This window comes from Streptomyces sp. NPDC048606 (assembly GCF_040650855.1).
Classification (GTDB): Bacteria; Actinomycetota; Actinomycetes; order Streptomycetales; family Streptomycetaceae; genus Streptomyces.
Genome location: NZ_JBEZIB010000069.1, coordinates 1 through 18,625, shown reverse-complemented (window position 1 = coordinate 18,625; position 18,625 = coordinate 1). Strand labels below are relative to the sequence as shown.

Below are 18,625 nucleotides of genomic sequence, written 5' to 3'. Positions count from 1 at the left end.
CGGGGGCCCCGCACTGCGTGATCGCCCGTTTCGAGCAGACCGCCCTGCGCCACCCCAGCCTCCCGGCCGTCGAACAGCACGCCGAAGTCACCGACGGCCGGCCGCGTCCACGGCGCCTCCCGGGCCCGGCGAGGTACCAGTCGGCGACCTCACCGATGGGGGGCCGGCGCCGCAGGTGCGCGGCACCATGCAGGGAACACGCTCGGCGCAGTCGACCGGATCCGGTGGACAGGCGACAGAGCGGGGACTCAGCATGATCCGGGTGGCAGTGGTCGATGACGAGGCGCTGGTCCGTTCGGGCTTCAGCATGATCCTTGAAGCCGCAGGTGACATCGTTGTCGTCGCAGCGGTCCCGGGGCGGCAGGCTGTGGAGGCCGTTACGGAACACGAGCCGGACCTCGTGCTGCTGGACGTGCGGATGCCGGATGTGGACGGGCTGACCATCCTGCGCCGGCTGGTGGAGAGTCCCTCTCCGCCGCGCGTGGCGATGCTGACCACTTTCGGCTGCGACGAGTACATCGCGCAGGCGCTGGGCTCGGGGGCATCGGGGTACCTGCTGAAGGACACCGACCCCGATGAACTCGCCCCACTGGTCAAGTCCCTGGCCACGGGCGCCGTGGTGCTGGCCCCCCAGATCGTCCCCACCGTGGTCGACGGCTACCTCAGCCATCACCGCGACCTGGAGGCACCGACGGGGCGGGACCCTGCCACGCGCGACCACGGCGTCCCGGCTGCCGCCCTGAGCGAGCGCGAGCACGACGTGCTGCTGCTCCTCGCGGAAGGACTGGCCAACCGGGAGATCGCCCATCGCCTTTACCTCGGCGTGGGCACCGTCAAGGACCATGTCAGCTCGGTGCTGGCCAAACTCGGCGTCGACAACCGGGTGAAGGCCGCCCTGTGGGCGCAGCGTGCCGGGATGCTCGCCCGGGACGGCGCGCAGTGAGCGCGAGCGCGATGGCACCTGCCGCCGCGGCGCGGACGGCGGCCTGCCCGACGGAGTCGTGGTCACCCCGGGCGCTCGACATCCTGTTGGCGGGCGGCTCGCTGATCAGTGCGTGGGTACTGGCCCTGGAGCTTTCCGGGCACGTGGTCCTGGAGCTGGTCAGTGCGGTGATGGGCTCGGTCGCCGCGCTCGCCCTGCTCTTTCGCAGACGCCGGCCCGTCCTGGTCTTCGTCTTCACGTTCCTGGTGATGACGGTGGCGGTGGAGGAGACGCCCTTCCCGACCCTGGCGGCCCTGTTCACGCTGGCCGAGCGGAGGTACAGCCGTTGGGCCCTGGGCGGGTACGTGGCCCTGTACGCGGTGCTGACCAACCTCCCCGACTACGACGGTGTGGACGAGCAGGTGCTCTCGCTGATCAACACGGTCAGCTCGGCCCTGTCCGCCTGTGCGGTGGTCTTCCTCGCGCGGCTGCTGGAGGCCCGGCGCGGCCTCACCCGGAGCCTGGCCGAGTTGCGTGAGGCCCAGGAACACCAGCGAGAGCTGCACGCGCAGGCCGTGCTGGCGCGGGAGCGGGCGCAGCTGGCGCGGGAGATGCACGATGTGGTGTCGCATCAGGTCAGCCTGATCGCGGTGTGCGCCGGCAGCCTGCAGGTGGGTGCCGACAACGAGGCCACACGCGAGGCGGCCCGTACGATCCGCAGGCTGAGCGTGACCACCTTGGACGAGCTGCGGCACATGGTCGCCTTGCTGCGGGCCGCCGGCAGCCGGGACCGGGAACTCGACCGCCGGCCCATCCCGGAGGAGCTCCCGGACCTGGTCGCGGGAAGCGGCCTGGAGGCCCGTTTGGTGGGAGCCGTCCCCGGCGACGCGAGCGCGGCCGTGCGGCGGGCGGTCTACCGGACCGTCCAGGAAGCGCTGACCAACGCGCGCAAGCACGCTCCCGGCGCGAGCGCGGTGGTCGAGATACGCCCGCTCGGTGTGGGGCTCGAGGTGAGCGTGGTGAACACCGTCGCCACCCGGCCCGGCCTGCGGCTACCGGGCTCCGGGCACGGGCTGATCGGGCTGCGCGAGCGGATGGAGAACCTCGACGGGGCACTGGTCAGCGGCCCCACGCCCGACGGCGGATACCGGGTCCACGCCGTCCTGCCCGACCGTCGGCACTGACGATCCGGCCCGGCCCTCCGCGGTCCCAGCCAGGTGCCGGGGGCCCAGGCGACCAGGGGTCACCGACAGCCGATCGGCGCACCTGCCTTGTCGGTGGCCACGAAGGGCTCGCACTCCCTGGCGCGCGCCCGGCACAACCCTCGCTTGCCGCGGTGGCGGCCGGCGCACCCGCAGGTCTCATGCCCTCGGCGCGGCTCCACGAACGGATTCCTGCCGTGGCCGCGTTCGATCTGCCCGGGAGACGTCAGGGCTGTGTACGCCACGGGCAGCTTCGGAACCACACCGGTCACGAGGAGACCGCCCACCACGGCGGCGGCTGTGATACCCGCTACGGCGTTCTTCACCTGCTGGTCCCTCGTTGATTCGGACGGCAAAGTGCCTGATCGGCCTCTCCTGTTCGGGATTCAACCTAGGAGCGTCATCTCCGCCACGGAAGGGCACGCGGAGGTGCCTTGGGGGGTGCCTCCGACAGGCGGCCTCGCGGGGTCGTGCCTCAGCGGGTGGATTTCCCGGGTGAGCGCGGAAGCGTTGGCGCAGCCTTCCATCCAGCGATGGTGCAGGCAGAGGCGGCAGTCGTCGATCACGGAGGGGGGAGGTCGCGTGCGATGGCGCGAAGGCTGTCACCGCGTTCGATGCGTTCGTGGATCTGTTGGTGCCGTTCGCGGGTGCGGGAGACCAGAGGTCGTGGCCGTCCGTGGATGTCCGGTTCTTCACGGCCGCGGCCTCTGAGGCCGGTCTGCCTTCGGTCCGGTCTTCGTGGGAGGTGACGGGTTGTCGCAGGTCGGCGCGGTGCCGTCCGATGACGCGTTCGGCTGCCCTACTGATCTTTTCGTAAGTTCGGTGGGTGTGGTGGGTGGATGGTCAGGCCGGTGTGGGTGAGGAATGACCACGGCAGTTGAGGGTTTGTGTTGATGCGTTGGATGCCTTGTTTGGTGGCGTCGGCGACGTCCGCGAGGTGGTCTCCGGCGAGGTTGGCGAGCTCACGCTTCTTGAGCGAGGACCACAGCAGTTCCACCGGGTTCAGATCGGGAGCGTAGGCGGGTAATCGCTCCAGGGCGAGCCAGCACTGTTCGGCGACCCACGCCCGCATCGCGCGGCTCCGGTGAGCGGACAGGCCGTCCCACACGAGGACCACGTTTTCGCCGCGGTAGAAGATCTTCATCTGCTCCAGGACCTCGCTGAGCCCGGCAGTGTCGTAGCTGCCGGGCTTGAGATGAAAGCACAGGCGGGCCCCACGGTCGGGGTCGGTGGAGTGGTAGCCCAGTGGCCCGGCCATCGACGCGCGCTTCCAGTTCAGGCGGTGCCGTAAGAGCGGGGTGCGGCCCCGAGGCGCGTAGGTGCGACGGATCCGCGGGAGGAGCGAGACGCCTGATTCGTTGAGGAACACGATCCAGGCACGTGTGTCCACGGCCCCGTTACCTTCTTCGTGGCCCCGCAACGGGGTTCCCGGTCTCCGGGTCCGGTATGACTTGAGCCCCTTGTCGATCATGGTCGAAAAAGTGGTGTCACCGGGCCGGGAGGGGCGCCCAGACCGTTTCCGTGACCGACCTCGGACAGGCGCAGCTGAGCGACGACGAGGTGCTCGTGACCGTCCGCGAGACCCTGTCGGGCACCACCCGCATGGGCGCCTTCATGGTGCCCGGGTGGGGAACCGGCCGGGACATCCGCCGTGCCGCAGGACATGGAGCCGATATCGTAGGTGTCGCCGCGCACTGCACGGAAGCCAACGTCATCGCCCGGCACCTCGGTATCGTCCGCGAGCTCGGACTTGAGGCGCACGCCGTCCTGCTGATGATCCACATGACCGCCCCCGAGAGACTCGCCAAGGACTGCGGGCGGAACGTGGCCTACGGCGCCCAGGCCGTCGGCATCATGGACTCCGCGGGCCACTACCTGCCTGACGATGTCACTGAGCGCGTCGAGCGCATCGTCGAGGCGGTGGGCGACGTGCCGGTGATCTTCCATGGGCACAACAACCTGGCTGTGGCTATGGCTGTGGCCGTGGCCAACAGCGTCGCCGCAGTCGAAGCAGTCGGCGAACTGGGCCTCACTGCCAGGATCCCCCGGGACATCCAACTTCTGGGGCCGAAGTGTCCGCGGCCAGGCTGGCGACGCGGCCACCTGACCACGACGGCGGTCCTCGGCGACGACGGCCGCCGGCACCTACGGCTCGGCACCGTCATGGTGTGCTCCGTGCCAGCCCGCGGCCAACTCGACATCAGCAATCCCCAGGCTGCCTCCGGTGCCACGGTCACCCGTGTCCAGGACTCCCACCACCCGGAACGTGCGCGATTCCCGCCCCCCGTCGTCCCGTCCGCCCGCCCTGCCCCCATTTGAATCGGACCCGGTCGACCGCGCGGAGCCCCCTCCCCACGTGGCGCCGCGCGAACCGCGATGTCTGTTCCCACTCCAGCCCCTCGCGCCGAGGCCGAAGGACCGCACGAGCGCGTACGCGCCGCCCTGCGGATCGGAAGGTCCCGTTCCCGCCGATCGGCGGGGTGCGAACCGGCCGGGTGGCGGGTGTGCCTCCGGGTTCCGTCCACGAAATGATCATGAGGACAAGGTCGCCGCGCCCCGTTCCCAGCGGTCCGCGACGCGCACCGCCCGATACCGACCGGGCGGCCGACGAGTTTCCGCTCGACAACACCGGGGGTTCCCATGCTGTCCCGTGAAGAAGCAGACGCGTTCCGTCTACGCGGATACGCGCGCCGTGAGTCGGCGACGATCCAGGGCGGACGCGAAGTCCGCATGGGCATCAACCCGCCCCTCATCACGCCCATCCACATGTCCGCCGCGTACGAGTTCCCCGACGCGGAAGCCGCCGCCGGCATCTTTGGCCTGGAGGTCGACGGGCACGCGTACAGCAGGCTCGGCAACCCGACGCTCAACGTGCTGGAGGAGCGCGTCGCGCAGATCGACGGGGGTGTCGCCGCGCTCAGCGCCTCCACGGGACAGGCAGCGGTCACCCTGGCGATCCTCACGCTCGTGGAGGCGGGCGACAACGTCGTCGCGTCCAACGAACTCTTCGGCGGCTCCTGGAGCCTGCTCGGCGCCACCCTGAAGCGGTTCGGCATCGAGACCCGCTTCGTCAGCCCGGAGGACCCCGAGAACTTCGACCGCGCCACCGACGGGCGCACGCGGCTGTACTTCGGGGAGACGCTCCCCAACCCGCGCCTGCGGATATTCCCGATCGCCGAGGTCGCCGGGATCGGCGCCCGGCACGGCGTGCCCCTCATCGTGGACAACACCCTGCAACCTTTCACCTGCCGCCCCTTCGAGCACGGCGCGGCCGTCACCGTGTACTCCGGAACGAAGTACCTCGGCGGGCACGGCGCCGCCCTCGGCGGGCTCATCGTAGACAGCGGGAACTTCGACTGGGCCTCTTCCGACCGCCACCCGGTGATGACGGACCCGGACCCGGCCTACGGCAACGTCGTCTGGGGCGAGCGCAGCCGAAGGCTGCCCGACACCCGGGGGCGCAGCAGTTACCTATTCAAGGCGCGCGAGACACTGCTGCGCGACCTGGGCATGAGCCTCAGCCCGTTCAACGCCTGGCTCATCCTCCAGGGCATCGAGACCCTCGCGCTGCGCATGCCCGCCCACTCCCGCAACGCCAAGAGGGTGGCGGAGCACCTCACCGGACACCCGAAGATCGTGGCCGTACGCCACCCGGCACTGGCCGAGGGCATCGAGGCCGAGCACGTCGAGCGTTACCTGGGCGGCGGGTTCGGCCCCATGGTGACCGTCGAGCTGGAGGGCGGACGCGCGGCCGGCGCCCGGTTCATCGAGGCGCTGAGGCTCTTCTCCCACGTCTCCAACGTCGGGGACGTACGCTCCCTGGCCACCCACCCCGCCTCCACCACCCACCGCCAACTCCCCGAAGCCGACCTCCTGGCGGCCGGCATCACCCAGGGCTCGGTACGGCTCTCCGTCGGCCTGGAGCACCCGGACGACCTGCTCCACGACCTCGACCAGGCACTCGCGGCCGTCTGACGTCCCGTCCGGCGTCCCGTGTGTCCCCCCGACCGAACCGAGAGCGAACGAAGTGACCGTCAACGGCGCCGTCCCGGCCCACCGGCACGCCCCGCACCGCCGGTTCCACCGACTCGACGGCCCCCTGCTACTGACATCGGGGCACCTCCTCGGCCACGTACGGGTGGCCTACGAGACCTACGGCGAACTCAACACCGCGCGCGACAACGCCGTATTCGTCTGCCACGCCCTGACCGGCGACGCGCACGTGGCCCGCCACGATGACGACGACACGGCCGGCTGGTGGGACGTCATGGTCGGTCCCGGCCGCCCGATCGACACCGACCACCTCTACGTGATCTGCGCGAACGTCCTCGGCGGCTGCGCCGGCACCACGGCCCAGCCGTCCGGCGCGTCCCTACCACCCGTAGCCATCGCCGACATGGTCGCCGTCCACCGCTCCCTCGTCGCCGCCCTCGGCGTTCCCCGGCTGCGCGCCGTCGTCGGCGGCTCGGTCGGCGGCATGCAGACCCTCGAATGGCTGCTGCGCCACCCGTCCGACGCCGCGGGCTTCTTCATCGCGGCGGCGACCGACCGCCAGAGCGCGGACAACCTGGCGTGGAACGCGGTCGCCCGCGCCGCGATCCGCAGCGACCCCGAGTTCCGCGGCGGCCACTACGCCCCGGACGCCGGGCCCCGCGACGGTCTGGGCACCGCGCGGATGATCGCCCACCTCACGTACCTCTCCGAAACCTCCCTGCGCCGCAAGTTCGGACGCGGCCCGCGCCGGCCGGGGACCCGCTCACACCCCTCGTCCCTCGTGCAGGGGGACTTCGCCGTGGAGGGCTACCTGGAGCACCAGGCCGAGAAGTTCGTCCGCCGCTTCGACGCCAACAGCTACCTGCGGCTCATGGGCGCCATGGACGGCTTCGACGCCTTCCGCGAACCGGACGCGCTCGCCGCGCTCGACGAAGTACCGCCCCACGTACGGCTGTTCAGCTTCACCCACGACCGGCTCTACGGACCCGCGCACAGCCGCCGGATCCAGAGCGAGCTGGCCGTCCGCGGAGTCGTCGCCCACCACGAGGAGGACGCCACCAGCGACGCCGGGCACGACGCCTTCCTGCTGGACGTCCCCCCGTTCCTGGCCGCGGTCGGCGCGTTCTTCCACGAACTTCAGGCGCGCAGCCGCCTCCCACACACCCTCACACCCCGCTGAGCGGGGCACCCGCCAAGCCACGGAGGAAGTTCTGATGAGTTCCAGTCACCGCATCGGGGTGGCCCAGGGCACCGCGTTGTTCATCGGCGCGGTGCTCGGCGGGGGAGTGCTGGTCCTGCCCGCCGTCGCCGCGCGGGAGGCCGGCCCCGCCTCCCTGGTGGCGTGGGCCGCACTCGTCGCGTTCTGCGTCCCCGTCGCCGCCGTCTTCGCGATGCTCGGGACGCGCTACCCCGACGGCGGCGGAGTCGCCACGTACGCCGCGAAGGCCTTCGGCCCCAAGGCCTCGGCGCCGGTGGGATGGCTGTTCTACTTCGCCGTCCCCGCCGGGGTGACCAGCGCGGCCATCGTCGGGGGCGCCTACGTGGCCGACGCCCTCGGCGGCGGTCACGCGATGTCCCTCGCGGTCGCGGCCCTCCTCCTGCTGGCCGCCTTTGTCAGCAACGGGCTCGGTCTGCGCCTGTCGGGCGGGCTCCAGCTCACGCTGGTGGGGCTCCTCGCGGCCCTTCTGGTCGTGGCCATCGTCATCGCCGCCCCCGACTCCCGCGCCGAGAACCTGACCCCGTTCGCCCCGCACGGCTGGCTCGCGGTCGGGCACGCCGCCACTCTGCTCTTCTTCGGGTTCTCCGGCTGGGAAGCCGTCTCCCACCTCTCCGGCGAGTTCAGCGATCCGCGCCGGCAACTGCCCGTCGTCACCGCCCTCACCGTCGTCACCATCGCGGTCCTCTACCTCGGCATCGCCTTCACCAGCGTCGCCGTCCTCGGCTCCGAACCCGACCGGCCCGGAGTCCCCCTCACCCTCCTGCTCGAACGCGGCATCGGAAAGTGGGCCGGCGCCGTCACCGCCGTCGCCGCGGCCCTGCTCACCTTCGCCACGGCCAACTCCTACATCGCGGGCGGCTCCCGCCTCGGCGCCGCGCTCGGCCGTGACGGCGACCTGCCGGTGTGGCTGGCCCAGGGCAACCGGGCCGGCGAGGTGCCCCGCAGGAGCCTCGCCGTCCTCGCCACCCTCGTCACCGCCCTGCTCGCGACCGCCGCGATCACGGGCATCGGGCTCGACCCGATCATGTCCGCCGCCTCCGCCTGCTTCGTGGCCGTCTACATCGCCGGCCTCTCCGCCGCCGTGAAACTGCTGCGGACGAGCCGCTTCGGCCGGCCGGCCGCGCTCGTCTCGCTGGCGGTGGTGCTCGTCGTCTTCTGCTTCTACGGCGCCTACCTGCTCCTGCCGTTGGCCCTGGTGGCCGGCGCCACCGTCTTCCGACGCCTCGCGGCACCCTCTCCGCCCGTCCCGCCCTCCCCGCCCGTCCCGACGCGGCACCCCGCCGATCACGCCGATCACGTCGATCCCCGCGTCGACCACGCCGCCACCGACTGATCGCCTCCCCGGAAGAAGACCCCCCACATGAACCTCAAACCCCTGCGCGTCGCCCTGCTCGGCTTCGGCTCGGTGGGCTCCGAAGTCGCCCGGCTGCTGGTCTCCCGCCACGACGAGCTGGCCGCCCGGATCGGCGTGCCCGTACAGATCGCCGGCATAGCCGTCCGCCGCCCACGCGGCACGGCCCACGACCTGGAACCCGCCCTGTTCACCACGGATCCCGCCGGGCTCGTCACCGACGGCGACCTCGACGTCGTCATCGAGCTCATGGGAGGCGTCGAACCCGCCCGGTCCCTCCTGCTGGCCGCCATGGAGGCCGGAGCCTGCGTGGTCACCGCGAACAAGGCCCTCATCGCCCGACACGGCGGCGAACTGCACCGGGCCGCTCACAAGCACGGCGTCGACCTCGCCTACGAGGCTTCGGTCGCCGGAGCCGTACCGCTGCTGCGTCCCCTGCGCGAGTCCCTGGCCGGGGACCGGGTCAACCGGGTGGCCGGCATCGTCAACGGCACCACCAACTACATCCTGGACCGGATGACCACCTCCGGCGGCACCTTCCCGTCCGCGCTCGCCGAGGCGCAGTGGCTGGGCTACGCCGAGGCCGACCCCACCGCCGACATCGAGGGGTACGACGCGGCGGCCAAGATGGCGATCATCGCCCGCCTCGCGTTCGGGGTCGAGGTCGGCCCCGACGACATCCACCGCGAAGGCATCTCCGCGATCACCCCGCGCGACATCGCCGACGCCAAGGCCGAGAACGCGGTGATCAAACTCCTCGGGATCTGCGAACGCACCGACCACGGCGTCAACGCCCGCGTCCATCCCGCCCTCGTCCCGCGCGACCACGTCCTGGCCGGCGTCACGGGCGCCGACAACGGCATCCTCGTCGAAGCCGAGGCCAGCGGTGAGCTCCTCTTCCGCGGCCCGGGCGCCGGAGGCCTGCCCACCGCGGGCGCGGTACTCGGCGACCTGGTCGCCGTCGGCCGCAACCGCGCGGCGGGCACGTCGGAACGGCACCTGCCGCCCACCCGCCACCTGCCCCTGTTCCCGATGGAACGGGTCGGCTCCCGGCGCTCCCTGAGCATGCTCGTCACCCACCGCTCCGGCGTCCTGTCCGACGTCACCTCCGTGTTCAGCCGCCACGGCATCTCCCTGGCCACCATCCGCCAGGACGTCCTCGGCGCGGAGGCGACGCTGTCCCTCACCACGGACACCGCGACGGACGCCGCGATCACCACCGTCGTCCGGGAACTCCGCTCGCTGCCGACCGTACGCGCCATCCACCGGAGCATCCGCGTCCACGACCAGGACCGCGCCCGTTGAGCGCCCCCGGCACACCGACCCGCACCACAGCGCGCGGCGGCGGTCACGGTGCCGGTGGTCGCCGTGCGCGCGAGGACTCCCCTCCGCGGTCCGGGCCACCGCCCGAAGCGCCCGGCCGGGGCCGCTGGATCGAGCACTGGGACGTCGAGTCGCCCTCCTTCTGGAACACCACCGGCCGCCGCACGGCACGCCGCAACCTGATCTGGTCGATCGCGGCCGAACACCTCGGCTTCGTCATCTGGACCCTGTGGAGCGTGCTGGCCGTCGAGCTGAGCGACCGACACCTCTCCGCCGACCGCCTCTTCTGGCTCGTCGCCCTCCCCCACCTCGTCGGCGCCGTCCTGCGCGTCCCCTACACCTTCGCGCCCGCCCGGTTCGGCGGCCGCGACTGGACCGTGACCGCCACCCTCCTCCTGCTGGTCCCCGCCGTCCTGCTGGGCATCGCCCTCGACGACCCCGCGACCCCGTACGGGACGCTCCTGCTCATCGCCGCCACCGCCGGCCTGGGCGGCGGGAACTTCGCCTCCAGCATGGCCAACATCACGCACTTCTACCCCGCCTCCCACCAGGGACTCGCCCTCGGCCTCAACGCCGCCGGCGGGAACATCGGAGTCAGCTCCGTCCAACTGCTCGTACCCCTGGTCGTCACGGCCCTGGGCCTGGCCGCCGCCGGATTCCTGTGGGTACCGCTCATCCTGCTCGTCGCCCTCGGCGCGCACCGGTACATGGACAACCTGCGTCCCGTCTCCCCGACCGTCGGCGGACTGCGCGGCGCGGCCCGAAACCCCCACACCTGGCTCGTCTCCCTGCTCTACATCGGCACGTTCGGCTCCTTCGTCGGCTTCGCCACCGCCCTCCCGCTCCTGGTGAAGGTCGAGTTCCCGCAGTCCGCGCAGGCCTGGTACGTCCACCTCGGGGCCCTCGTCGGCTCGTGCGCCCGGCCGCTCGGCGGACTGCTCGCCGACCGGCTCGGCGGGGCCCGGGTGACCACGTGGAACTTCCTCGCGATGGCGGGCGCCGCCCTCGGCGCGCTCGCCGCCCTCAGGGCGCATCACCACCTGTCATTCCTCCTCGCCTTCGGCCTCCTGTTCCTCACCGCGGGCATCGGCAACGGCTCCACCTACCGGATGATCCCGGCGATCCTGCGGGCCAGGGCACTGCGCGGTGTCCCCACCGACGACGTCGCCGCCCGGTCGGCCGCACTGGACACGGGCCGCCGCGAGGCCGCCGCGGTCCTCGGCGTCACCTCGGCGGCCGGGGCACTGGGCGGATTCCTCATCAACCGTGCGCTGGGGGCGTCCCTCGCCGACACGGGCGACTCGGGTGCAGCCCTCCTGGCCTTCGCGGCGTTCTACGGGCTCTGCCTCCTCCTGACCTGGTCCTGCTACCTGCGACGGGCCTTCGCCACCGGCCGCGCACCGAGCCTGGCGGGCGCCGGTGTCTGAGACCGTCGACACCCACTGCCCCTACTGCGCGCTGCAGTGCGGCATGCGGCTGCGCCGCGAGGAATCCGGCCGCGTCAGCGTCCACCCGCGCGACTTCCCCACCAACCGGGGCGGGTTGTGCGCCAAGGGCTGGACCGCCGCCGAACTGCTCACCTCCCCCGAGCGGCTCACGGGCCCGCTGATCCGCCACACCCCGGGCGGCGCACTGGAACCGGCCTCCTGGGACGAGGCCATGGAACGAATCACCGACGGCGTCCGCGCCATCCGTCGACGGGCGGGCAACGACGCGGTGGCCGTCTTCGGAGGCGGCGGACTGACCAACGAGAAGGCCTACCTCCTCGGCAAGTTCGCCCGCGTCGTCCTCGGCACCGCGAACATCGACTACAACGGCCGGTTCTGCATGTCATCGGCCGCAGCCGCCGGCATCAGGGCGTTCGGCCTCGACCGGGGCGTGCCGTTCCCGATCGCCGACATCGCCGAGGCCGACTGCGTCCTCCTCGCGGGCTCCAATCCGGCCGAGACCATGCCCCCCTTCCTCCGCCACCTGGCCGACCGGCCCGGCACGGGGCGGTCGCTCGTGGTCATCGACCCCCGGCGCACCGCCACCGCGGACCGGGCCACCCTGCACCTGCGCCCCACCCCGGGCACCGACCTCGCCCTCGCCAACGGGCTGCTGCACATCGTCATCGCCCACGGCCTCCTGGACACGCGGTACATCACCACCCGTACGCGCGGCTTCGACGAGGTGCGGCGTGCCGTCGCCGACTGGTGGCCGGAACGGGTCGAGCGGACCACCGGCGTACCGGTTGCCGACCAGCACCGCGCGGCTCGCCTCCTCGCCGACGCCGATCGCGCGGTGATCCTGACGGGCCGGGGCGCCGAACAACACAGCAAGGGCACCGACACCGTCTCGGCCTTCATCAACCTGGCGCTCGCCCTCGGCCTGCCCGGCACCCCCGGTTCCGGATACGCGTGCCTGACCGGCCAGGGCAACGGACAGGGCGGCCGGGAACACGGGCAGAAGGCCGACCAGCTCCCCGGCTACCGCTCCCTCCACGACCCCGCGGCCCGCCGCCACATCGCCCGGATCTGGGGCGTCGATCCGCGAGCGCTGCCGGGCGCGGGCCTCAGCGCGTACGAGCTCCTCGACCGCCTGGGCACCCCCTCGGGACCCCGGGGGCTGCTGGTCTTCGGCAGCAACCCCGCCGTGTCCGCCCCCAACGCCCGGCATGTGGAGGAACGGCTGCGCTCCCTGGAGCTCCTGGTCGTCGCCGACCCGGTGCGCAGCGAGACCGCCGCGCTGGCCGACGTCGTCCTGCCGTCCGCCCAGTGGGCGGAGGAGGACGGGACGATGACCAACCTGGAGGGGCGGGTGCTGCGGCGCAGACGGCTGTACCCGCCACCACCCGGAGTCCGCACCGACCTGGACATCATCGGCGAACTGGCCCGCCGGCTGGGCCACCCCGGCGGATTCCCCGCCGAACCGCGCGCCGTCTTCGACGAACTGCGCAGGGCGAGCTCAGGGGGAGCGGCCGACTACTCCGGCATCACCTACCGCCGCGTCGACGAGAACGACGGCGTCTTCTGGCCGGCCCCCCGCGCCCGGTCCGCCGCCGGGTCCGCTCACCCGGGGAGCGGACCCTCCGGAACCCCGCGCCTGTTCCTCGACGCCTTCGCCCACCCGGACGGCCGCGCCCGGTTCCTCCCGGTGGACCACCGGCCCGCCGCCGAGGAACCCGATGCCGACTACCCGCTCCACCTCACCACCGGACGGATCATGCAGCACTACCAGAGCGGCGCCCAGACCCGCCGCGTCCCCACCCTGGCCGCGGCCGTGCCGCGGCCCCGGGTGGACGTCCACCCCGACCTGGCCGGCCAGCTGGGGATCGAGGACGGGGACCCCGTACGCGTCGTCAGCCGGCGCGGCGAGGCCCGGGCCCACGCCCGCCTCACCACCGCCGTACGGCCCGACACCCTCTTCATGCCCTTCCACTGGGGCGGCGAGGGCCGCGCCAACTCGCTGGTCAACGACGCGCTCGACCCCGTCTCCCGCATGCCGGAGTTCAAGGTGGGCGCGGCCCGGCTGGAGCGCCTCTGATGCGGCGCGTCGTGATCGTGGGCGGCGGACCGGCGGGCCACCGCGTGGCGACCGAGATCCGGGCGCGGCAGCCCGAGCGGCCGATCACCGTCCTGGGCGCGGAGCCCCACACCCCCTACAACCGCGTCCTGCTGACCAACCTGCTCGCGGGCACCGCGACGCGGAGGTCCATCGAGCTGCCAACCCACCCGCAGGGGATCACTACGGAGACCGGCGTCGGCGTCACCGGCATCGACCGCGCCGCGCGCACCGTCACCACCGCGGACGACCGGGCCATCGGCTACGACACCCTGGTCCTGGCCACCGGCGCGACCGCGTGGATGCCGCCCCTCAAGGGACTCGCGGACGACGAGGGCCGCCCCCGCCCCGGCGTCACCGCGTTCCGCACCCTCGCCGACTGCCGCCGCGTCCTCGCCCTCGCCGAGGGCGCGACCGCCTCGGCACCGGCCGGGCGCGGGCCCCGCGCGCTCGTCCTCGGCGGCGGACTCCTCGGCATCGAAGCCGCCCGCGCCCTGGGCCGGCGGGGCCTCGCCGTGAGCATCCTGCACGCCGCCGACCGGCTGATGGAAGGACAGCTCGACGCGGGAGCCGGCCGGATCCTCACCCACACCCTGAACCGGTTGGGCGTCACCGTGGAACTCGGCGCGAACACGAGCGCGGTCACCCGTGAGGACGGCCGGCTGACGGGCGTCGAGTACGCCGACGGCCGGCGGATCGCGGGCGACCTGCTCGTCGTCGCCTGCGGCGCCCGCCCGGACATCCACCTCGCCGTCGCGGCCGGCCTCCCGACGGGCCGCGGCGTGCTCGTGGACGACCGGATGCGCACCGCCGACCCGCGGATCCACGCCGTCGGGGACTGCGCCGAACACCGCGGCACCGTGCACGGCCTGATCGGCCCCGCCTGGGAACAGGCCGCGACCGCCGCCCGGGCGATCACCGGCGACACCGGGGCCACCCCCTACCGGGGGTCACGCGTCGTCAGCCGCCTGAAGGCCGAGGGCGTCCACCTCGCCACGATGGGAGAGACCCGGGTCACCGAGGACCCCGCCGACGGCGACCACACCAGCCCGGCACCGCCCGAGATCGTCCGCTTCCTCGACACCCGCCGCGGCACCTACCAGAAGCTCGTGCTCCGCCGGGGCCGCGTCACCGGCGCCATCCTGCTCGGCGACACCGCCACGGCCGGCCTGGTCACCCGACTGTTCGACCGGCAGGGCGAAGCCCCCGAGGACCGGCGCCTCCTCCTCTTCGCCGAAACGACCGCCACGGCCACCGCCACCGCCACGGCCACCGCCACGACGGCCGCGACGGCGACCGCCCCCCGCGCGGCGGACCACCCCGACGACACCGTGGTCTGCCACTGCAACGCCGTCACCAAGGCCACGATCCTGCGCACGCGCGCGGCAGGCGCCACCAACCTCACCGCCCTCGCCGCGCGCACCCGCGCCACGACCGGATGCGGCGGCTGCCTGCCCCTCGTCGAGGAACTCCTCCACCCCGACCGGAAGGAACACCGATGACCCTCGTCGTCCAGAAGTACGGCGGCTCCTCGGTCGCCGATCCCGCCGCCGTCAGACGCGTCGCCCGCCGCGTCGTGGCGGAGCGGGAACGCGGACACGCCGTCGTCGTCGTGGTCTCCGCCATGGGAGACACCACCGACGACCTGCTCACCCTCGCCGAACAGATCGGTGCCCGGGGCCACGGCCGGGAACTGGACCTGCTGCTCACCGCGGGCGAGCGGATCTCCATGGCGGTCCTGGCCATGGCCATCACCGAACTCGGCCACCAGGCGCGCTCCTTCACCGGCTCGCAGGCGGGCGTGATCACGGACGCGGCCCACGGCCGGGCCCGGATCACCGACGTCACGCCGACGCGCGTCCGCACGGCACTGGCCGACGGCGCCGTCGCCATCGTCGCGGGCTTCCAGGGCGTCTGCCGCGAGACCGGAGACATCACCACCCTGGGACGCGGCGGCTCCGACACCACCGCGGTGGCCCTGGCCGCCGCTCTCGGCGCCGACACCTGCGAGATCCACACGGACGTCGACGGGGTGTTCACCGCGGACCCGAGGATCGTCCCCGCGGCCCGCAGGATCGACCGGATCGAACCGGGTCAGATGCTCGAACTGGCCGCCCACGGGGCGAAGATCCTGCACCCGCGCTCCGTGGAGTACGCGCGCCGCCACGGCATGGCCCTGCACGTGCGCTCGTCCTTCGGCGACGAGGACGGCACCTGGATCACCGACCGAGCGGCCCGAACGGGCCGGCGGACAACAGCAGGAGGAGACATGGAACAGCCGATCATCACCGGCATCGCGCACGACCGGAACACGACGAAGATCACCGTCGAGGGCGTCGCCACCCACCGGGCGGGCGAAGCGGCGGCCGTCTTCGCGGCCCTCGCCCGGGCGGGCGTCACCATCGACATGAGCACGCGGGGCCCCTCGGCCCCGTCCGCCGAACGGACCGACGTCGCGATCACCCTCGCGCGCACCGACGCCGCCGCCGCGTTGACCGCCCTCCAGCGGGCCCAGGACCGCATCGGCCACCTGGCCGTGCGCCGCGACGACCGGGTCGCCAAGATCTCCGTCGTGGGCGCGGGAGCGGGGTCCCACCCCGGGGTCGCCGCCACCCTGTTCTCCGCACTGGCCGCCACCGCCGTCGACGTCGACATGGTCTCCACCTCCGAGAGCCGGATCTCGGTCCTCGTCCCCCTCCGGGACCTGGAGACCGCCGTGCGGGCCGTCCACCGGGCCCTCGGACTCGACTCCGACCGCCTCGAAGCCGCGGTCCACGCGGGGACGGGCCGATGAGCGAGCCGACCGTACGCGACACCGCGGGCGACACCGCCGCCGTACGCGCCGCCGTACGCGAGAGCGCCGCCGCCGGTCGGCGCGCGGCCGGCCCGCTTGCCGCCCTCTCCCGCGCCGAGCGGGACGCCGCGCTGGAGGTGATCGCGGACGCCCTCCTCGATCACGCCGACACCGTCCTGGAGGCCAACCGGCAGGACGTGGCGAGCGCCCCGGACCTCCGGCCCCGCGATACCGACGCCGTGCTCGACCGACTGCGGCTCGACGCGGGGCAGATCGCCGAGATGGCCGCCACGATGCGGCACGTGGCCACCCTCCCCGACCCGATCGGCGAGAACACGCGCTCCACCGTCCTGCCCTCCGGCCTGGACGTCCAGCGGATCCGGGTGCCCCTCGGCGTGGTCGCCTTCGTGCACGAGGGCCGCCCCAACGCCACCGTCGACGCCGCGGCGCTCTGCCTCAAGAGCGGCAACGCCGTACTCCTGCGGGGTTCGTCCGTCGCCCGCAGGACCGACACCGCGCTGATCTCGGTGATCCGCGACGCGCTGGCCACCACCGCAGTCCCCGTCGACGCGGTCCAACGCGTCCCCGGCACCACCCGCGCCTCGGTGCGCGAGCTCATGACCGCCACCGGCCTGATCGACCTGCTGATCCCGCGCGGCGGAACCGACCTGATCCGTACCGTGAGAGTGGGAGCCACCGTTCCGGTGATCGAGAACGGCATCGGCAACTGCCACGTCTACGTCGACGAACACGCTGACCCGGCCATGGCGCTGTCCGTCCTCCTCGACGCCAAGACGCAGCGCCCCTCCACCTGCAACGCCGCCGAATCCCTGCTGGTGCACTCCCGGATCGCGGACGCCTTCCTCCCCGACGCGCTGGCCGCCCTGCGCGCCCTAGGGGTCACGGTTCACGGCGACCCCCACGTCCGCTCGTACGACGACACCGTCGTCCCGGCCACCGAGGAGGACTGGGCCACCGAGTACCTCTCCCTGGACCTGTCCGCCGCCGTCGTCGACTCGCTGGACGAGGCGGCCGCGCACATCCGGCGGTACGGCTCGGGCCACACCGAGGCCATCGTCACGGACTCGCCCGCGCACGCCCGCCACTTCGCGTCGGCGGTCGACACCGCCGTCATCGCGGTCAACCTCTCGACCCGTTGCGTCGACGGGGCGGAGATGGGGCTCGGCGCGGAGATCGGGATCTCCACACAGAAGCTCCACGCCCGCGGGCCCATGGGAACGAAAGCCCTGACGACCACCACGTACGTCCTCACGGGCGGCGGCCACGTCCGCGGCACGCCTCCTGCACCCCCGAGCTGAGTGCCCTGTCCCCGGCCCGGAAGGCTGGAGCACTCACCCAGCTCTGGACGAGGAAGGAGGCCAACCTCAAGGGCATCGGTACGGGCCTGAGCCGTTTGACGGAACTGGACTACCTGGGCCGCCGGTCGAGGCGGCGGCCGGAAGGCCGGAGAGTCGCCGACATCGTGTGTCCACCGGGATACCGATCCGCCGTGGCCGTGCGGCCGGTAGTGCGAGCCGGTCGCACAGCGCAGCCGCGCGATAGGCCTGTTCCAATACGGCGTCGGGCACCGGCTTGTCGAGCCAGCGACAGTAGGGCCGTCTGGCGAGCTTGAGCACCCGGTACGTCGCCGCGACGGCCCCCGTCCGTGGCCGGCTCCTTCACGAGCGGGTAGACCCTTTCCCGGCAGGTGCGCCTCGCGGGCCGACGCAGGACCTTGTTCCTGCTCCAGCAGCTGGACCCGCCGACGTGCCTCGCGTAGCTCCGCGCTCTCCTGACGGCTCACTCCGGGCTTGGCTCCTTCGCCGATGTCCGCCCGGCGCATCCACTTCCACAACGTCAGCGAATGGACACCGAAGTCGGCGGCCACCTGCTCGACCGCCACGCCCGGACCGCAGCTCCTCGGGACCCGCACGACATCCTGGCGGAACTGTCCATCGTCGTTGGCGGCCTCTCCTACGACTTCGGCCGCGACTGCGAGCGGCTGCCGGGCGCTGCACGAGCGACAGGTCTGCGTCTGTTCTGGCCACTCCTTCGGCCGGCAGGCCGGGGCGTGTCCGCTCACCCTCGCGGGCGATCCGGCCGAACTCGAGGACAGGCTGCGTCGGCTGGCGGAGTTCGTGCAGGCGAACCAAAGGGTGGCCGGCGGAGGGGCGTGACACCGGACGGGGCCGGCAACCGCCCGCCGCGAGATGACCTCGTGGCGGGCCATTCGCCGGAACTCCCCGCGTCGTACGTGGCCCGCAAGTCCCATCGAGGC

13 protein-coding genes are annotated in these 18,625 nt (G+C 72.8%); 12 read left to right on the top strand and 1 reads right to left on the bottom strand.

The features are described from left to right. The first annotated feature begins 253 nt into the window (after positions 1-253). On the top strand, positions 254-943 hold the full coding sequence (locus tag AB0D01_RS38600) for a response regulator transcription factor (protein WP_363063894.1): 690 nt from the start codon (positions 254-256) through the stop codon (positions 941-943). 11 nt (positions 944-954) lie between these two features. Further along, positions 955-2,106 carry a histidine kinase gene (locus AB0D01_RS38595; protein WP_363063892.1) on the top strand — a complete coding sequence of 384 codons (1,152 nt, stop codon included), beginning with the start codon at positions 955-957 and terminating at the stop codon, positions 2,104-2,106. An 817-nt stretch (positions 2,107-2,923) separates the two neighbouring features. Here the strand turns inward: AB0D01_RS38595 and AB0D01_RS38590 are convergent. Continuing rightward, positions 2,924-3,514 carry a transposase gene (locus AB0D01_RS38590; RefSeq protein WP_363063890.1) on the bottom strand — a complete coding sequence of 197 codons (591 nt, stop codon included), beginning with the start codon at positions 3,512-3,514 and terminating at the stop codon, positions 2,924-2,926. A 131-nt stretch (positions 3,515-3,645) separates the two neighbouring features. Between AB0D01_RS38590 and AB0D01_RS38585 the strand changes: the two genes are divergently transcribed. The 10 genes from AB0D01_RS38585 to AB0D01_RS38540 all read left to right on the top strand — a co-directional run bounded on the left by AB0D01_RS38585 (position 3,646) and on the right by AB0D01_RS38540 (position 17,666). Further along, entirely contained in the window at positions 3,646-4,443 is a 798-nt protein-coding gene (locus tag AB0D01_RS38585; RefSeq protein ID WP_363063888.1) for a hypothetical protein, read from the top strand. A 411-nt stretch (positions 4,444-4,854) separates the two neighbouring features. After that, positions 4,855-6,099: a PLP-dependent transferase gene (locus tag AB0D01_RS38580; protein ID WP_363063886.1), complete on the top strand. Its 1,245-nt coding sequence runs from the start codon at positions 4,855-4,857 to the stop codon at positions 6,097-6,099. A gap of 52 nt (positions 6,100-6,151) precedes the next feature. Continuing rightward, a complete protein-coding gene (locus AB0D01_RS38575; protein WP_363063884.1) occupies positions 6,152-7,297 on the top strand; it encodes a homoserine O-acetyltransferase in 1,146 nt (381 codons plus the stop codon). Between the two features lie 34 nt (positions 7,298-7,331). Continuing rightward, complete coding sequence (locus tag AB0D01_RS38570) at positions 7,332-8,669, top strand: APC family permease (RefSeq protein ID WP_363063882.1); 1,338 nt, start codon at positions 7,332-7,334, stop codon at positions 8,667-8,669. A 27-nt stretch (positions 8,670-8,696) separates the two neighbouring features. Beyond that, positions 8,697-9,992, top strand: a complete 1,296-nt coding sequence (locus tag AB0D01_RS38565) for a homoserine dehydrogenase (RefSeq protein ID WP_363063880.1) — start codon at positions 8,697-8,699, stop codon at positions 9,990-9,992. Further along, positions 9,989-11,437 (top strand): nitrate/nitrite transporter, encoded by a 1,449-nt coding sequence (locus AB0D01_RS38560; RefSeq protein ID WP_363063878.1) that lies wholly within the window; start codon positions 9,989-9,991, stop codon positions 11,435-11,437. Before AB0D01_RS38565 ends, AB0D01_RS38560 begins: the two co-directional genes overlap by 4 nt. Continuing rightward, positions 11,430-13,535, top strand: a complete 2,106-nt coding sequence (locus AB0D01_RS38555; RefSeq protein WP_363063876.1) for a molybdopterin oxidoreductase family protein — start codon at positions 11,430-11,432, stop codon at positions 13,533-13,535. The genes AB0D01_RS38560 and AB0D01_RS38555 overlap by 8 nt, the downstream gene beginning before the upstream one ends. Further along, positions 13,535-15,055 (top strand): FAD-dependent oxidoreductase, encoded by a 1,521-nt coding sequence (locus AB0D01_RS38550; protein ID WP_363063874.1) that lies wholly within the window; start codon positions 13,535-13,537, stop codon positions 15,053-15,055. Before AB0D01_RS38555 ends, AB0D01_RS38550 begins: the two co-directional genes overlap by 1 nt. Further along, the gene (locus AB0D01_RS38545; RefSeq protein ID WP_363063872.1) at positions 15,052-16,347 is read left to right on the top strand and encodes an aspartate kinase; all 1,296 of its coding nucleotides are present in this window, start codon (positions 15,052-15,054) and stop codon (positions 16,345-16,347) included. Before AB0D01_RS38550 ends, AB0D01_RS38545 begins: the two co-directional genes overlap by 4 nt. After that, the gene (locus tag AB0D01_RS38540; RefSeq protein WP_363063870.1) at positions 16,344-17,666 is read left to right on the top strand and encodes a glutamate-5-semialdehyde dehydrogenase; all 1,323 of its coding nucleotides are present in this window, start codon (positions 16,344-16,346) and stop codon (positions 17,664-17,666) included. Before AB0D01_RS38545 ends, AB0D01_RS38540 begins: the two co-directional genes overlap by 4 nt. Positions 17,667-18,625: the final 959 nt, after the last annotated feature.

Excerpts from the sequence above, each read along its gene's own strand:
- AB0D01_RS38600 (WP_363063894.1), top strand. The coding sequence starts at position 254 with ATGATCCGGGTGGCAGTGGTCGATGACGAGGCGCTGGTCCGTTCGGGC.
- AB0D01_RS38595 (WP_363063892.1), top strand. The coding sequence starts at position 955 with ATGGCACCTGCCGCCGCGGCGCGGACGGCGGCCTGCCCGACGGAGTCG.
- AB0D01_RS38580 (WP_363063886.1), top strand. The coding sequence starts at position 4,855 with ATGGGCATCAACCCGCCCCTCATCACGCCCATCCACATGTCCGCCGCG.
- AB0D01_RS38570 (WP_363063882.1), top strand. The coding sequence starts at position 7,332 with ATGAGTTCCAGTCACCGCATCGGGGTGGCCCAGGGCACCGCGTTGTTC.
- AB0D01_RS38565 (WP_363063880.1), top strand. The coding sequence starts at position 8,697 with ATGAACCTCAAACCCCTGCGCGTCGCCCTGCTCGGCTTCGGCTCGGTG.
- AB0D01_RS38550 (WP_363063874.1), top strand. The coding sequence starts at position 13,535 with ATGCGGCGCGTCGTGATCGTGGGCGGCGGACCGGCGGGCCACCGCGTG.
- AB0D01_RS38545 (WP_363063872.1), top strand. The coding sequence starts at position 15,052 with ATGACCCTCGTCGTCCAGAAGTACGGCGGCTCCTCGGTCGCCGATCCC.
- AB0D01_RS38540 (WP_363063870.1), top strand. The coding sequence starts at position 16,344 with ATGAGCGAGCCGACCGTACGCGACACCGCGGGCGACACCGCCGCCGTA.